This window comes from Nostoc sp. (genome assembly GCF_036917135.1).
Lineage (GTDB): Bacteria > Cyanobacteriota > Cyanobacteriia > Cyanobacteriales > Nostocaceae > Nostoc.
This window is the reverse complement of sequence record NZ_JBALEA010000033.1, coordinates 73,760-87,752: the sequence shown is the minus strand read 5'-3', so window position 1 is coordinate 87,752 and position 13,993 is coordinate 73,760. Positions and strand designations below refer to the sequence as shown.

Here is a 13,993-nt window from a genome sequence, read left to right as displayed (position 1 = left end):
CAGGGCAAGAGAATCGCAAATCATATATCAGGTGAAAATATGTCGAAAAAAATTGGTCTGTTCTACGGTACTCAAACTGGCAACACTGAATCTGATGCTGAAAAAATTCGGGATGAGTTTGGTGGCGATATTGTAACATTACATCCCATTTACGAAGCAGATACTACCACTTTTGCTGAGTATGAATTGCTGATTATTGGCTCTCCAACTTGGGATATTGGTAAACTTCAAAGCGATTGGGAAAGCTTTTTCCCCGATTTGGATCAAATAAATTTTAAAGGTAAACTGATTGCCTATTTTGGTGATGGAGACCAATATGGCTATGCCGATAACTTCCAGGATGCAATGGGAATTCTGGAAGAAAAAATTTCCCAGAAGGGCGGTAAAACTGTTGGCTATTGGCCAACTGAGGGATATGACTTTGAGCAATCTAGGGCTTTGAAAAATGGGAAGTTTGTCGGATTAGCACTTGATGAAGGTAGTCAATCTGATCTCACAGATGAGCGAATTAAAACTTGGGTTGCTCAGTTGAAGACAGAATTTGGTTTGTAGAAAGCCTTGGGGCCGGGAGATCCCCGACTTCTTATAGAAGTCGGGGATCTGACAACTAGTGAAATTGATAATTTAGAAGTTACAGGTATTTATGTCTGATTCCTTTGATGTTTTGTGGTTAAGTGCCAGTCCTGCTTTACAGCGTTTTGATAAACCATTACTTGATTACTTATCTGGGTATATAAACGTCGCCCAGTGGGAATACCAGCAAACTAAAGATGAAGCCAGTTCCATAGATAAAGCTGTGGAGTTGCTATATGACTTTTTAGAATGGTGCGATCGCCCCCTGCATTTAGCGGGACATGGAATGGGTGGTGCGATCGCCTTAACCTTTGCCCGTCGATTTCCCCACCGAGTGCGATCGCTGACTCTGCTAGCTGTAGCAGCTCAACCTGCAAACAATTGGCAAGCTCACTATTACTTTCAGCGACAACTTTTTAGCATCAGCCGCGAACTAGTTTTGGCAAGCACCGTTCGCAGTCTATTTGGAAATCAACCGCCTCATACCACTAAGAAGTTAGTCGCTGCCTTGGATAAAGATTTAGAACAATCTCCATCGTCACACTCTTTATTTAAGTTGGTTTATTTACCCAAGGGCGGAGTTTCTATGCCAATGATGGTATGTGGTAGCAAGACTGATCCCATAGTTAACCCACTTACATTGCATGACTGGTTGAATTGGCTCAAGCCAGAAGATAAGCTCTGGGAATACGCACAAGGATATCATTTCTTTCACTACTTCTATCCTCAACAGGTTGGCGAAGAGATTTTGAGTTTTTGGCAACGCCATCATCCGCATCTACTGGAAGCATCTGCACTATCTTTTAGCAGTTCTACAAATTAGTAACTTTGAGAGTGCGATCGCCTTTGGTGTTGACGCAGCGATCGCTACTTTACAGATGGTGATAAGCAAGATTTCTCAATGAAACCTAGAAAGAGAAGGTTGTTCGGACTGTACCAATATAGATTGTGTCATTATTACTATTGTGTTCTGGGTTTGTAACCATAATTAGTCCCGGTGTGACTGCAATAGCGTCATTGATGGCATAGCGGTAAAACAACTCTAATTCCAGCGAGCTATTGGGATCTACGCGAGTTGCAACATCATTACTAGTCACCTTTGGCGGTAGTCCAATCACAAACCCCCCTAAGTTTCCTTGTCCACCTAAATCGGGAAATGCTGCTGTCACCGACCAGTTCACAATGTCCGCATTGGCTCCCTGATTGTCACCTCCTTCGGCATGGGCGTATGTAAAGCCTGCCGATGCTGCCAAGGTGAATTGACGACTAACATCATAAGCCATATTTACACCATAGGAGTTAGCTGAAGTAGGACTGCCATTAAAGGGGTCGCTGGCATTGATACTGCCTGTACCAGTATCGAGCGCATTGTTCGGCTCATCATTGTCAGCACTGTAAGAATGTGTATAGGTGAGTGCAAAAGTCAAATGATCGATTGGACGTAAAGTAAGTTCAGCCAAACCCACATAAGTCCCGCCGAAAAGTCCCGAATTTGGATTATTGCTATTGCCACCAGCAGCGTAGGCGGCGCTAAGTCTTACTGCCTTGCTAAACTCATAAGTGAGAGAACCACCAGCAACATCTTCCCCCCCGATAGCAAAGATGGGATTGAACTGCCCAAAGAGTGAGATGGAACCATTAACATGATCCCCCAGAGGGGAAACAGCATCCACATCGTCATCCAGCATTTCATGTAGTTCATCATTTGCACCAATATGGATGGCAAGCTTATCTCCCACCTTAAATTGATACGATAATTTAGCTAAAGTCAGTTGATTAGGGCTGTCATAATCATCTAGTGTCAACCGTCCCATATTTGTGCCTGTGGCAACACTCAAATTAGGCGTATTGCTAGCTTGTAACCGAGTTCTCAACAGGTCTTTACCAGTAAAACTGGTATCAAGAGTCAGCCACAGGAAATCACTGGCAATCAGATTACGACTCACCGGTACGCCACTAGCATCAGCCTTTTTGTTACCCCCAATAGCCGTCAAGGAAAAGAGGGCGTTACCATAGAGCTTCGTCGTTGTAGAAAATTGTTGCTTTTCTACAGTGGCATCGCGTACTTCCAGATCATCCACCCGACCTCCTAGGGTCGCCAGTTCTGGCGCAAAACTCTCCTGTAACTTTTGCAACAGCGCTAAGTCGTCTTTTTTCACTAGACTGTCTGTTGTAGAAGCCAGCAATTCATTCACCCGGCTTAAACAAGCATTGACACCAGCTGCAAATTCATAACGGCTGAGGGCACGATTACCACGATATGTTGAGTCAGAATATCCGGTGATACATCCATAGCGTTCTACTAAAGATTGCAATGCCTGAAAAGCCCAATCAGTAGGTTTAACATCTGAAAGTTGGGATACCGAAGTCACCTGTCCTTGGTCAGTATTTTCGGCAGTATCGTTTACCAATGGTTTATCCTGTTTTGCTGGTAGCACTGACGCTGATGTTTGAGCAAAAGCAGGATGTGAAAAATGCAGCAGTAATCCAAAGGTTAACTGGAAAATAATTGCAATATTTTTGAACTTGTGACCCATAATCTTACTTCTTATTGTTGATGGCAAATTCAGTAACTTTCACCTCAAACATTGTTGGAAAAATTACTTAGCTTCCGGCAACGATAATCTTGTAGGTTAGGGTGAAAGGTATAAATCGACCATTGTATCCAGTATTCTTTTTAGGGTATCCACTCAGTTTCAATTCGTATTCTCCCACTGTAGGGAAAGTAATTTCAGCACCGGGAATCCCTTGATAGCGATCGCCATTGACAGCTTTTAAGATTGGACTGATCAGAGGCGAAGCATTTTTCTCATGAGGAACCGCATACACTGCAAGCTGACAATTACATTGCGATAGGGGAATGATCCGCCCACTTCTGTGAGTTAAAGCAAACCAAGCAAGGGAAGGCTTTCCAGCCTGGGGATTGTCATTGGGTTCAATATGAAAGGTAGCTCCAACATCTCCTGACATCTGTACTGTATGAGCAAGTACGGGCGTAGCTATCAATGTCGAAAGGAGGAAGATGAAGGGCTTTGAAAAATATTTGAGGGAAGGCATTAATTATCACACTCTACACGTGTTTTTTTATGTCTACATTTTTTGCTGAAACTGAATTTGTGTCAAAAGACAAGCTGTCGAAGTTGAGGAGCGCTGGATGGTGTATTTTAACAAACCTGGGAAGTTTAGAATTACCGTAGACGTAGCCTTTATTCTCGCTTCCAGACCTTTTTAAATTTGTCATGCAAGGATTTTCAATCCAAAACCTAAAATTTAAAATCTCAAATTCAGTGAGTTTGTGTTTCTCTATTGATTGATTTTAGGGAAATATCGCTAACTCAGTTTCCGGGTCAAAAAAGTGAATTTTCTCTGGAGTTAGCGATAACCAAAGTTGCTCACCAACTTGTACAAATCGGTCTGGTGGTATTCGCACTTGTAGGAATTTGGCTGTAGTAGCAGGTTGAGATCCCGGTTCGGCAATCTTAACGGCGAGAAAGGAATCGTTGCCGAGATTCTCTACCAAATCTACTTGTACTGGTAGGTTTTTGGTGGCAGGCATACTCAAGTTCAAGTGTTCTGGGCGAATGCCTAAAATTAGAGTTTTCCGATCATATTTTTGTAAAGCTTTTCCCCAAACTTCTGGAAGGGTGAAACGCAACTGGGAATGAGTAATCAACAAAGGGGCATGAAATTCCACAGGAATAAAATTCATCGGTGGGGAACCAATGAATTCTGCTACAAAAAGGTTGGCAGGACGGTTGTAAAGTTCTAGGGGAGAAGCGACTTGCTGAATTTTACCCTCAGACATAATTGCAATGCGATCGCCCATTGTCATCGCTTCTGTTTGATCGTGGGTGACGTAAATCGTCGTTGTCCCCAGTTGGCGCTGCAATTTGACAATTTGGGCGCGGGTTGCCGCCCGCAGTTTGGCATCTAAGTTAGAAAGCGGTTCATCCATTAAAAATACTTGGGGATCACGGGCGATCGCTCTTCCCAGTGCAACTCGTTGTCTTTGTCCCCCAGATAGCTGTTTGGGTAAGCGATTCAGCAATGTTTCGATTTGCAACAGTTGAGCAACACTACGCACCTGCTCATCTACAGCTCGTTCTTTGTCAGAAATATACCGCAGTCCTTTAGGTAAATTTCTTGTCGCCCCCACGAAGAGATTTTCAGCCCATGTCCGAAGATATGGGGATGAGGGGGATGAGGGAGATGAGGAAGTAATTTCTCCCCTGGCTTCCCTAAGACGGCGGCGTAAGCCAAAGGCGATGTTGTCGTACACCGTCATGTGAGGATAGAGGGCATAATTTTGAAACACCATTGCGATGTCGCGTTCTTTGGGTGGTAAGTCATTAATCAAGCGATCGCCTACCCAAATATTGCCTCCAGTCATCACTTCTAATCCGGCGATTAACCGTAGTAGGGTGCTTTTACCACAACCAGAAGGACCTACCAACACCATAAACTCGCCATCTGCGATCGTCAAGTTAATGCGTCGCAAAACATTGACGCTTCCCCCACGCTCTTGCGCTGCATCAGTTTTATCCCCAGACATCAGGGGAGATTGGGTTTGTGAAGTAGCACTTTCCCCTTGACGTGAGGAAAAACTTTTATAAACGTTTTCTAAAACAACTTGGGACACAACTAATTTGGGGATTGGGCACTTGTACTGAGTTTCGACTACGCTCAACTACCGCGTTCGCGTAGCGTCTCGTAGAGAAGTTGTTGGCGCAGCCTCTCGTAGAGAAGTATGGGGCATTGGACAAATGACTAATGACCAATGACCAATGACAGTTTAGCGCCAATCATAATACACGTTGTATGTAAATACGAAAAGTTAAAAAAACAGCTTGCACCATAAAAAGCAAACTATTCTAAATTTTAGGGCTATCAAGAGGTGTTGTTATGACTACCGATGTACCTAAAAATCTTTCCCAAGACCCAAGCATTAACCCTATCCATGACATTGTAGACGTACAAACCACAGATTGTTGCATTGTGGGTGGGGGACCGGCAGGAGCAGTATTGGCGCTGTTGTTAGCGCGTCAAGGCATTTCTGTGATGCTGCTGGAAGCACACAAAGACTTCGATCGCGACTTTCGCGGCGATACGATTCATCCATCGGTGATGGAAATTATGGAAGAATTGGGACTTAGCGATCGCTTGCTGCAACTCCCCCATGCCAAAATGCGCCAAATTAGTATTCAAACTCCTGAAGATACTGTCACATTCGCAGATTTCAGTCATCTAAAAACCCATTACCCCTACATTACAATGCTTCCCCAGGTGAAATTCCTGGAGTTCATCACCCAAGAAGCACAAAAATATCCTAGTTTCCATCTGGTGATGGGTGCGAATGTACAGGAATTAATTAGCGAAAATGACGTAATTCAAGGTGTCCGCTATCGGGGAGGCGGAGGTTGGCATGAAATCCGGGCAATAGTGACAGTGGGTGCAGACGGTCGCCACTCACGTCTGCGCCACCTGGGTGAGTTTGAATCCATCGAAACTTCACCGCCAATGGATGTCCTCTGGTTTCGCCTACCGCGTCAGCCAGAAGACCCTGAAGGGGGAATGGGGCGCTTTGGTCAAGGTCGCATCATTGCCATGCTTGACCGTGGTGATGAGTGGCAACTTGCATATATCATCCCTAAAGGAGGCTATCAACAACTGCGGGCTGCGGGTTTAGAGGAATTAAAAACATCTTTTGTCGAAGTAGTGCCAGAATTCCAGCAACGCATCCAAAATTTAGATGATTGGTCACAAATAGCTTTTCTCTCAGTGGAGTCCAGCCGCGTTAAACGCTGGTATCGTCCGGGACTGCTACTCATCGGTGATGCTGCCCATATAATGTCCCCCGTCGGTGGAGTTGGGATTAACTACGCAATTCAAGATGCTGTAGTTGCGGCGAATGCACTCAGCAAACCGCTCAAGAACCAACAAGTACAACTTAGCGATTTAGCAAAAGTACAGCGTCAACGCGAGTTGCCCACACGCATTATTCAGGCATTTCAAACTTTTGTCCAAAAGCGGTTACTTGCACCGATTCTCACCTCAAATCGCACCTTTGTACCACCTGCGTTTTTGCGCTTACCTATCTTGCGTGACCTTCCAGCAAGGTTGATCGCCTTGGGTGTTTTCCCTGTTCACGTCAAGACTTAATTTTTGCCAAGAATTTTTGATATTTCATCACCTAGTGGTACAATAATACTACTCAAATGCAGAATTCAATGCTCATCCTAGTCAGGCGAAAGTGGCGAACGGTATATTTAATGCTGTTCAAAGCGGTCGCTTGGCTTTTATGCTAGAAATAACTAAAAACTAAAAATGGATGTAGAACATTTGTTCAAATATTATTAAAAAATGCAAACAATTAAACCTATCTAGATATTAATTGGCACTACATAGAAAACCCCCCTCTTTTTGAATCAGTACTTTTTGCAGTTAGGAGTAATTTTAATGAACAGTTGCGTTTTGATGGCGGAAATTATTAATGAACCGCAACTCCGCTATACGGCGGATAATTTGGGAGTCACGGAAATGCTGGTGCAGTTTCCCAATTCCCAGAAACCAGAAGAGCCGCCAGCCACACTGAAAGTTGTTGGCTGGGGCAATTTAGCGACAGAAATTCAGCAAAACTACCACCAAGGCGATCGCGTCATCTTGGTAGGGCGTTTAAGTATGAATACTGTTCCGATGCAAGAAGGTTTTAAAGAAAAACGCGCTGAATTGACGGTGCAACAAATTCAATCTGTTGGAGGTAGTTTTAATACTGATCCATTGCCCTCAGCAACCGTAACTCCATCATTCACTGAAACGGCTCCACGACAACCATCTTCAACATCTCGTCCTCCACAGAAAGATATCCCCAATTACGAGTCACAAAGGCCAGCGCCTACCCCGGTTACAAATCCTGTTGGCGTTACTCCCCAAGTAACCAGTTACGAACCCGTACCCCAACCTACAAATTATGAGCGAACCACTTATCCAGCAGTGAAAGCGGAAGAACCAGATCCAGATGATATTCCCTTCTAAAGTTGGTAGTGGAGCCTCTGTTAAATTGGCTCAAATACTTAGCAAGAAACATTACGATTAGATAGTTTATACAAATAGCCATCCTTTCGGATGTGCTATTTTTTTGTCTACCCTTTTCAAGGTCTTGTGTAATGGCTTGATTTGTAGTTTGCTCAAAGTATGCCTTGGCAGGCAATTATATTTGGCAATATTTTGCTTTTTGCTGAATCAGATTATTTGTAGAAGTCTGGTTGGAACTATATATTTAGACTAGGGTTGAAAAACGGAGAGGGAGGGATTCGAACCCTCGTTAAGTTTCCCTAAACAGACTTTCCAGGTCTGCGCCTTAAACCGCTCGGCCACCTCTCCAGGTGCCACAAGCTACGATTCTACTATAGAATCCTAGAAAATGCAAAGATAAAGAAAGATATTTTAGATTGAATCTGAAAGTCCTAATTCCAAAACCCAAATCCAGATGTCCCGTACATACACAATTAAAGTTCGCGATCGCGCCACTGGCAAAACATACACCCTAGAAGTCCCAGAAGACCGCTACATCCTGCACACTGGTGAAAAACAAGGCGTAGAACTACCGTTTTCCTGCCGCAACGGGGCTTGTACCGCTTGTGCTGTGAGAGTGTTGTCAGGAGAAATTTACCAACCAGAGGCGATCGGCTTGTCGCCAGATTTACGTCGGCAAGGTTATGCCTTGTTGTGTGTGAGTTACCCTCGTTCTGACTTGGAAGTGGAAACACAAGACGAAGATGAAGTCTACGAACTCCAGTTTGGACGCTATTTTGCTAGGGGGAGAATTAAAGCGGGTTTACCCTTAGATGAGGAATAAATTTAAAATCACCGAATTTCTGATGCCTGTACATTTTGGTGACTGGTTGCGAAAAATAGCGATTTTGGCTTGCTTATTGCTCTTGGTGAGTTGCCAAGGTAAAAACCAGCTGCCAACCAATGAGGCTGAGGTGAAAGTAGCGCGGGTAGTTAGTGGGCAAAGTTTGGAAGTGTTAGGTATGGCTGAACAACCAAATTTGATTTCCCAAGTGCGGTTAGTAGGTATTGATGCACCAGATTTGCGACAGCGCCCTTGGGGGGAAGCAGCAAAAGAACAGTTAGAAAATCTAATTGGTGGTGCAGAACAATTGGTAACGCTGGAGTTTGATTTAGAAGCAAAAGACAAAATCGGGCGAACCCTAGCTTATGTGTGGAAAAATAAGGTGTTGTTAAATGAAGAACTAGTCAAACAAGGGAATGCAATGTTTGTGGGGCGATCGCCTAACCACAAATATGACCAGCGTTTAGAACGTGCCCAACAATGGGCTAGACTCATGGGGCAAGGAATCTGGAACCCAGAAAAATCTATGCGCCTCACTCCCGCCGAGTTTCGCCGCCAAAATCTTTGAGAGTGAGGGATGAGGGAGTAGAGGAGGCAGGGGGAGCAGGGGGAGAAGAATTAATGCCCCATACCCCATGCCCAATACAACTCTTGGAGAGGCTGCGCCAACGACTTCTCTACGAGACGCTACGCGAACGCGGTAGTTGAGCGTAGCGATGCACTGAGCGTAGTCGAAGTGTCGAAACTCAGTACAAGTGCCCAATACCCAATACTTCGACTTCGCGGTAGTTGAGCGTAGTCGAAACTCAGTACAAGTGCCCAATACCCAATAACTAATGACTAATCTACAAATTTTTCTAGATATTGCCACAGAAGCGGCCTTAGCTGCTGGTGCCATTTTGCAAGGTTACTTAGGGAAATTAGAAGACGCAATTATTGAAAAAGGACGCCCTGGGGATTTAGTCACTGCTGCTGATAAAGCCTCAGAAGAGGTGATTTTAGACATTTTGCGTCGCCACTTTCCTCAGCACTCGATCCTTGCTGAAGAATCAGGAAAATTAGGTAATCAAGAGAATGAATATCTCTGGGCAATAGATCCTCTAGATGGCACAACCAACTACGCTCATCAATACCCATTTTTTGCTGTTTCCATTGGACTGTTAATTAATGGCGTTCCGCAAGTTGGTGTAATTTATGACCCCTTTCATAATGAGCTATTCCGGGCTGCTGCTGGCTTAGGAGCAACGCGTAACCGTCAGCCCATAAAGGTTTCAGTCACATCTCAACTGAGTAAAAGCCTACTAGTGACAGGATTTGCCTACGATCGCCGCGAAACTTCTGATAACAACTATGCAGAATTTAGCCACCTCACCCATCTTACTCAAGGAGTCAGACGTAGCGGTTCCGCATCGCTAGATTTGGCTTATGTTGCCTGTGGACGTGTTGATGGTTACTGGGAACGAGGGCTTTCTCCTTGGGATATTGCCGCCGGGATAATTTTGGTACAAGAAGCTGGGGGCAAAATCACCGCCTACGATGGCACTGCCGTCAAAATTGAATCAGGTAGAATTCTTGCCACAAATGGTTATATTCACGACTCCCTTAGTAACGAACTTTTACAAACTCCGCCACTGTCAGCTTGGGTGTAGCAGGTGGCGGCTTTCCCCCTAACTTTGGGTAAACTAAGAGGAATCTAACTGCTCCTTTGGTGCAAAACCTCTATATGTCTTTTAAAATAGATCGCGGACTATTTAAATATGATTTCATAGATCATCACGCCGTATTGTGCGTTCCAGTTGATGCGAATGTGAAAGAGATTCGTAAACGCTATCTCCAAATTGCCCGTCGCTTACACCCGGATAGTAGTTTTACTGAAAGTGATGCCCAAAAACAGCTAGGAAACGAATTCTTATCAAAGCTGGTTAACCCAGCTTACGAAAAACTTGTTGGCGATCGCACTCGCACGGAATATATTCTAATTTTGTCACAAATTGGCAAGCGTTTGGTACAAGAGTCTACCTCGGTAACTCTCAACACCGACTTGGCTAGACAGTTAGTTGAGGCGGCTAATGTCGATCATTTCTATAAAAGTGCGATCGCGAAACTCGCCCAAACCCAATATGATTCTTTAGAGCATGTACTGCAAGTCATTGCCCAAGTTAGTGAGTTGAATTTAGTCTATTTAATGCGGAATGCGGGTAAATCATCCGCAGCGTCACCCCCATCTGCTCAACCCAAAGTCCAATCAGGTATACCTCAGCCAAATACACCAAAAAGTACAGCACCAGCGCCAGCCCCAGCAAAAGAAGGCTTGGTTGTAGAACAGTATGTTCGTCGCGCTCAATCTTTGATTGAGAAAAACCAATTTGCCCCAGCCAAGGTAGAGTTGCAAGAGGCACTAAAGCTAGAACCGAAAAATAGTCGCTGTCATAGCTTAATTGCAATGGTGTATTTGAAGCAAAATCAGCTAAAAATGGCAAAAATCCACTTCGACAATGCTCTAAAATTAGACCCTAATGATGAAACGGCATTGCAATGGAAACCGAAAATAGATAAGGCTTTAGGACAACAAACTAGCGATCATAAGGTGACATCATCCCCCAATAATGGAGATAAGCAACCAGAGAAATCTGGTAGTGGTTTGTTCGGTGGTTTGTTTGGTGGGAAGAAAAAATAATGGTGTATCAACCAGCTGCGGGAGCCAGGGATTTATTACCCCTGGATGTGGAGAAAAAACGCTGGATTGAAGATCGGTTACAGCAAGTGTTTCACCGTTGGGGATATCACAGGATTATCACCTCGACTTTAGAGCGCATGGATACCCTGATGGCGGGAGAAGCAATTCAGCGTCAGATGGTGATTCAACTACAACAAAATGGCGAAGATGATGAATTAGGGCTACGTCCAGAATTAACAGCATCTATTGCTCGTACTGTTGTGACTCGGATGGCCGGTGGTACTTATCCGCAACGGTTGTATTACAACGCCAATGTGTTTCGCCGCACTTGGGAAAGTAGACACAATCGCCAACAGGAGTTTTATCAAGCTGGGGTAGAGTTATTAGGTGCTGGCGGATTGCTGGCAAATGCGGAAGTCCTGCTATTAGTAGCAGATTGTCTGGCAGCATTGGGTTTGCAAGGATGGCATTTAATTTTAGGTGAGGCGGGAATTACGCGATCGCTCCTGAGTGCCTTTCCTGCTAATTTACAAGATCAAGTTCGCAGTGCGATCGCTCATCTCGATCGGATTACCATAGATACTTTACCCCTGAGTGACAAACTACGCGATCGCGCCCGAATCATCATGGATTTGCGCGGGACAAGTGCAGATGTGTTGCAAAAAGTTAGTAGCTTGGATCTAGATAAAGAACAGCGAGAGGCAGTAAATAACCTCAAATCCCTAGTAGAATTACTAGAATCAGAGAAACAATTTCCTTTAACCCTCGACCTTAGCCTGATCCAGACTATAGACTACTACACCGGTATTGTCTTTGAGGTTGTCAACCATACCGAATCCCAAGCCAGAGTTTTAGGGCGCGGTGGTCGCTATGACCAGCTTTTGGGGCTATATCATCCTCAAGGTGAAAACATCCCCGGAATTGGTTTTGGACTCAATATCGAAGATTTATACCAGGTTCTGCTGTGTACTCAGCAATTACCACAGGCGACTCCAGCGAGTGACTGGTTAGTAGCTCCAGAAAGTGCCAATGCTAACGCCTTTGCCTTTGCCTACGCGCAAAAACTCAGAGATTCTACTGATTTGGTGCGGGTAGAAATTGATTTAGGGGGAAGGGATGCAGAAGCTATCCGACAATATGCACGCGATCGCAGCATAGCCCAAATTGCTTGGATCAAAGCTGATGGCTCCGCAAAAATTGAACCATTGCGTTAGTGGGGATTGGGGACACTTCTCTACGAGAGGCTGCGCCAACGACAAGCTCAGTGCATCGCTGGGGATTGGGGACTAGGAATTGGGATTGGGCATTGGGCATTGGTTATTAATTCATCCCCCTTATCTCCCTCGTTTCCCCCACTCCCCACTACCTTGCTAGGCTAGAAAGAGCCGATACAGAAAAGGGGGAATCCAGAACATGCCGCACACAATTGTTACAGAAGTCTGTCAAGGCATCGCTGACTGCGTAGATGCCTGTCCAGTAGCTTGTATTCATGATGGGCCAGGAAAAAATACCAAGGGGACTGATTGGTACTGGATTGACTTTGCCACCTGCATCGACTGTGGCATCTGTCTCCAAGTTTGCCCAGTAGAAGGGGCAATTCTTCCAGAAGAACGACCGGAGTTGCAAAAAAGCCCACAATAGTCCATAGTCAACAGTCAATAAGTCAATAGTTATGTTTGACTTGACTGTTGACTTATTGACTGTTGACCAATGACCAATGACCAATGACAAATGGCAAATGACTATTTACTAGATATCCAAAATGTCCACGCCGGATACATCAAAGATGTAGATATCCTGCAAGGTGTGAATTTCCGGGTTGCACCAGGGGAATTGGTGACAGTGATTGGCCCTAATGGTGCGGGTAAATCTACTTTGGCCAAAGCAATTTTTGGGCTTTTGATCCCCCACACAGGCACAATTACCTTCAAAGGTGAAAATATCGTCGGGCTAAAGTCTAATGAAATCGTCCAACGAGGAATGTGCTACGTACCGCAAATCGCCAATGTTTTCCCCTCTCTCAGTGTTGAAGAGAATTTGGAGATGGGCGCTTTTGTGCTTAACGTTCCTTTGAAACCAATTAAAGATAAAATATTTACTATGTTCCCCAGACTAAGCGATCGCCGTCGTCAACGCGCTGGTACTCTCTCTGGAGGAGAACGCCAAATGCTAGCGATGGGCAAAGCTTTGATGTTGGAACCTAGTTTGCTAATTTTAGATGAACCATCTGCTGCTTTATCCCCAATCTTGGTGACACAAGTATTTGAGCAGATTAAACAAATTAATCAGGCGGGTACTGCGATCGTATTAGTAGAACAAAATGCCCGTAAAGCTTTAGAGATGGCTAATCGTGGATATGTATTAGAATCGGGACGTGATGCGATCTCCGGTCCTGGTGAAGAATTGTTGAATGACCCGAAAGTGGGTGAGCTATATCTGGGAGCAGGTAAGAGACATTAATCTTTATTTAATCACTCTTGCCTCATTCAACATAACACCAGTTTAAGAAGGGAGCTTCATCAGACGATAGCGATGCTTAGGTTGGGCTGCGCCGACGCTATCTATAACTAATACAAAAACCATAACATTACCTGCCACTGCCGCGACCGTCGTTTTCGATGCTCAAAGAATTCTCCCCAATAATCCATTTCTAATCACATCTACAGCTAGTCAAGAGGGAAAACAGGACATTCATTCAGGAAAAAGTGACCAAAACGTAAATTACCCGGATCTGCTAAAATCCCCCATTAAAAGCATTTTTAGTCTACTTTGTCAATGCGTAAGTTATGACGAATTACGAATTAGTAATTATGTTGAGTGCTTTTGGCAATTTGGCATCCCAAATATTTCTGTTGCAGTTTTAATTGATATATCAGCAGGGTTACAGG

General features: G+C 44.5%; 14 protein-coding genes and 1 tRNA gene. 11 read left to right on the top strand and 4 right to left on the bottom strand.

All coding sequences use genetic code 11. The features are described from left to right. The first annotated feature begins 39 nt into the window (after positions 1–39). Together fldA and V7K50_RS10150 are read left to right on the top strand one after the other, a co-directional pair. Positions 40–552 (top strand): flavodoxin FldA, encoded by a 513-nt coding sequence (fldA, locus tag V7K50_RS10155; protein ID WP_334959605.1) that lies wholly within the window; start codon positions 40–42, stop codon positions 550–552. A gap of 91 nt (positions 553–643) precedes the next feature. After that, positions 644–1,396 carry an alpha/beta fold hydrolase gene (locus tag V7K50_RS10150; RefSeq protein WP_334959603.1) on the top strand — a complete coding sequence of 251 codons (753 nt, stop codon included), beginning with the start codon at positions 644–646 and terminating at the stop codon, positions 1,394–1,396. A gap of 85 nt (positions 1,397–1,481) precedes the next feature. On the opposite strand, the gene V7K50_RS10145 is transcribed toward V7K50_RS10150, so the two are convergent. The 3 genes from V7K50_RS10145 to V7K50_RS10135 form a co-directional block, all read right to left on the bottom strand. Beyond that, positions 1,482–3,110, bottom strand: coding sequence for an iron uptake porin (locus V7K50_RS10145; RefSeq protein WP_334959601.1), 1,629 nt, complete (start codon positions 3,108–3,110; stop codon positions 1,482–1,484). A gap of 67 nt (positions 3,111–3,177) precedes the next feature. After that, a complete protein-coding gene (locus tag V7K50_RS10140; RefSeq protein WP_334959599.1) occupies positions 3,178–3,630 on the bottom strand; it encodes a hypothetical protein in 453 nt (150 codons plus the stop codon). A 259-nt stretch (positions 3,631–3,889) separates the two neighbouring features. Then, positions 3,890–5,212, bottom strand: coding sequence for an ABC transporter ATP-binding protein (locus V7K50_RS10135; protein WP_334959597.1), 1,323 nt, complete (start codon positions 5,210–5,212; stop codon positions 3,890–3,892). A gap of 263 nt (positions 5,213–5,475) precedes the next feature. Here V7K50_RS10135 and V7K50_RS10130 point away from each other — a divergent pair, with 263 nt between their 5' ends. After that, positions 5,476–6,732 carry an FAD-dependent oxidoreductase gene (locus V7K50_RS10130; RefSeq protein WP_334959595.1) on the top strand — a complete coding sequence of 419 codons (1,257 nt, stop codon included), beginning with the start codon at positions 5,476–5,478 and terminating at the stop codon, positions 6,730–6,732. Between the two features lie 297 nt (positions 6,733–7,029). Continuing rightward, positions 7,030–7,605 carry a single-stranded DNA-binding protein gene (locus tag V7K50_RS10125; protein ID WP_334959593.1) on the top strand — a complete coding sequence of 192 codons (576 nt, stop codon included), beginning with the start codon at positions 7,030–7,032 and terminating at the stop codon, positions 7,603–7,605. A 263-nt stretch (positions 7,606–7,868) separates the two neighbouring features. Here the strand turns inward: V7K50_RS10125 and V7K50_RS10120 are convergent. Then, positions 7,869–7,953 (bottom strand) — tRNA-Ser (locus tag V7K50_RS10120). A 106-nt stretch (positions 7,954–8,059) separates the two neighbouring features. On the opposite strand from V7K50_RS10120, the gene V7K50_RS10115 reads away from it, so the two are divergent. The 7 genes from V7K50_RS10115 to V7K50_RS10085 all read left to right on the top strand — a co-directional run bounded on the left by V7K50_RS10115 (position 8,060) and on the right by V7K50_RS10085 (position 13,565). Next, the gene (locus tag V7K50_RS10115) at positions 8,060–8,428 is read left to right on the top strand and encodes a 2Fe-2S iron-sulfur cluster-binding protein (protein ID WP_179063903.1); all 369 of its coding nucleotides are present in this window, start codon (positions 8,060–8,062) and stop codon (positions 8,426–8,428) included. Next, a complete protein-coding gene (locus tag V7K50_RS10110; RefSeq protein WP_334959591.1) occupies positions 8,418–8,996 on the top strand; it encodes a thermonuclease family protein in 579 nt (192 codons plus the stop codon). The genes V7K50_RS10115 and V7K50_RS10110 overlap by 11 nt, the downstream gene beginning before the upstream one ends. Before the next feature lie 268 nt (positions 8,997–9,264). After that, positions 9,265–10,077: an inositol monophosphatase family protein gene (locus tag V7K50_RS10105; RefSeq protein ID WP_334959589.1), complete on the top strand. Its 813-nt coding sequence runs from the start codon at positions 9,265–9,267 to the stop codon at positions 10,075–10,077. Positions 10,078–10,151: 74 nt separating this feature from the next. Continuing rightward, positions 10,152–11,105: a J domain-containing protein gene (locus V7K50_RS10100; RefSeq protein WP_334959587.1), complete on the top strand. Its 954-nt coding sequence runs from the start codon at positions 10,152–10,154 to the stop codon at positions 11,103–11,105. Then, positions 11,105–12,319 (top strand): ATP phosphoribosyltransferase regulatory subunit, encoded by a 1,215-nt coding sequence (locus V7K50_RS10095; RefSeq protein WP_334959585.1) that lies wholly within the window; start codon positions 11,105–11,107, stop codon positions 12,317–12,319. The genes V7K50_RS10100 and V7K50_RS10095 overlap by 1 nt, the downstream gene beginning before the upstream one ends. Positions 12,320–12,518: 199 nt before the next feature. Further along, positions 12,519–12,746 carry an indolepyruvate ferredoxin oxidoreductase subunit alpha gene (locus V7K50_RS10090; protein WP_334959583.1) on the top strand — a complete coding sequence of 76 codons (228 nt, stop codon included), beginning with the start codon at positions 12,519–12,521 and terminating at the stop codon, positions 12,744–12,746. A 90-nt stretch (positions 12,747–12,836) separates the two neighbouring features. Continuing rightward, entirely contained in the window at positions 12,837–13,565 is a 729-nt protein-coding gene (locus tag V7K50_RS10085; protein WP_334959581.1) for an ABC transporter ATP-binding protein, read from the top strand. Positions 13,566–13,993 lie beyond the last annotated feature (428 nt).

Excerpts from the sequence above, each read along its gene's own strand:
- V7K50_RS10115 (WP_179063903.1), top strand. The coding sequence starts at position 8,060 with ATGTCCCGTACATACACAATTAAAGTTCGCGATCGCGCCACTGGCAAA.
- fldA (WP_334959605.1), top strand. The coding sequence starts at position 40 with ATGTCGAAAAAAATTGGTCTGTTCTACGGTACTCAAACTGGCAACACT.
- V7K50_RS10145 (WP_334959601.1), bottom strand. The coding sequence starts at position 3,110 with ATGGGTCACAAGTTCAAAAATATTGCAATTATTTTCCAGTTAACCTTT.
- V7K50_RS10095 (WP_334959585.1), top strand. The coding sequence starts at position 11,105 with ATGGTGTATCAACCAGCTGCGGGAGCCAGGGATTTATTACCCCTGGAT.
- V7K50_RS10100 (WP_334959587.1), top strand. The coding sequence starts at position 10,152 with ATGTCTTTTAAAATAGATCGCGGACTATTTAAATATGATTTCATAGAT.
- V7K50_RS10105 (WP_334959589.1), top strand. The coding sequence starts at position 9,265 with ATGACTAATCTACAAATTTTTCTAGATATTGCCACAGAAGCGGCCTTA.
- V7K50_RS10140 (WP_334959599.1), bottom strand. The coding sequence starts at position 3,630 with ATGCCTTCCCTCAAATATTTTTCAAAGCCCTTCATCTTCCTCCTTTCG.
- V7K50_RS10125 (WP_334959593.1), top strand. The coding sequence starts at position 7,030 with ATGAACAGTTGCGTTTTGATGGCGGAAATTATTAATGAACCGCAACTC.
- V7K50_RS10130 (WP_334959595.1), top strand. The coding sequence starts at position 5,476 with ATGACTACCGATGTACCTAAAAATCTTTCCCAAGACCCAAGCATTAAC.
- V7K50_RS10085 (WP_334959581.1), top strand. The coding sequence starts at position 12,837 with ATGGCAAATGACTATTTACTAGATATCCAAAATGTCCACGCCGGATAC.
- V7K50_RS10090 (WP_334959583.1), top strand. The coding sequence starts at position 12,519 with ATGCCGCACACAATTGTTACAGAAGTCTGTCAAGGCATCGCTGACTGC.
- V7K50_RS10110 (WP_334959591.1), top strand. The coding sequence starts at position 8,418 with ATGAGGAATAAATTTAAAATCACCGAATTTCTGATGCCTGTACATTTT.
- V7K50_RS10150 (WP_334959603.1), top strand. The coding sequence starts at position 644 with ATGTCTGATTCCTTTGATGTTTTGTGGTTAAGTGCCAGTCCTGCTTTA.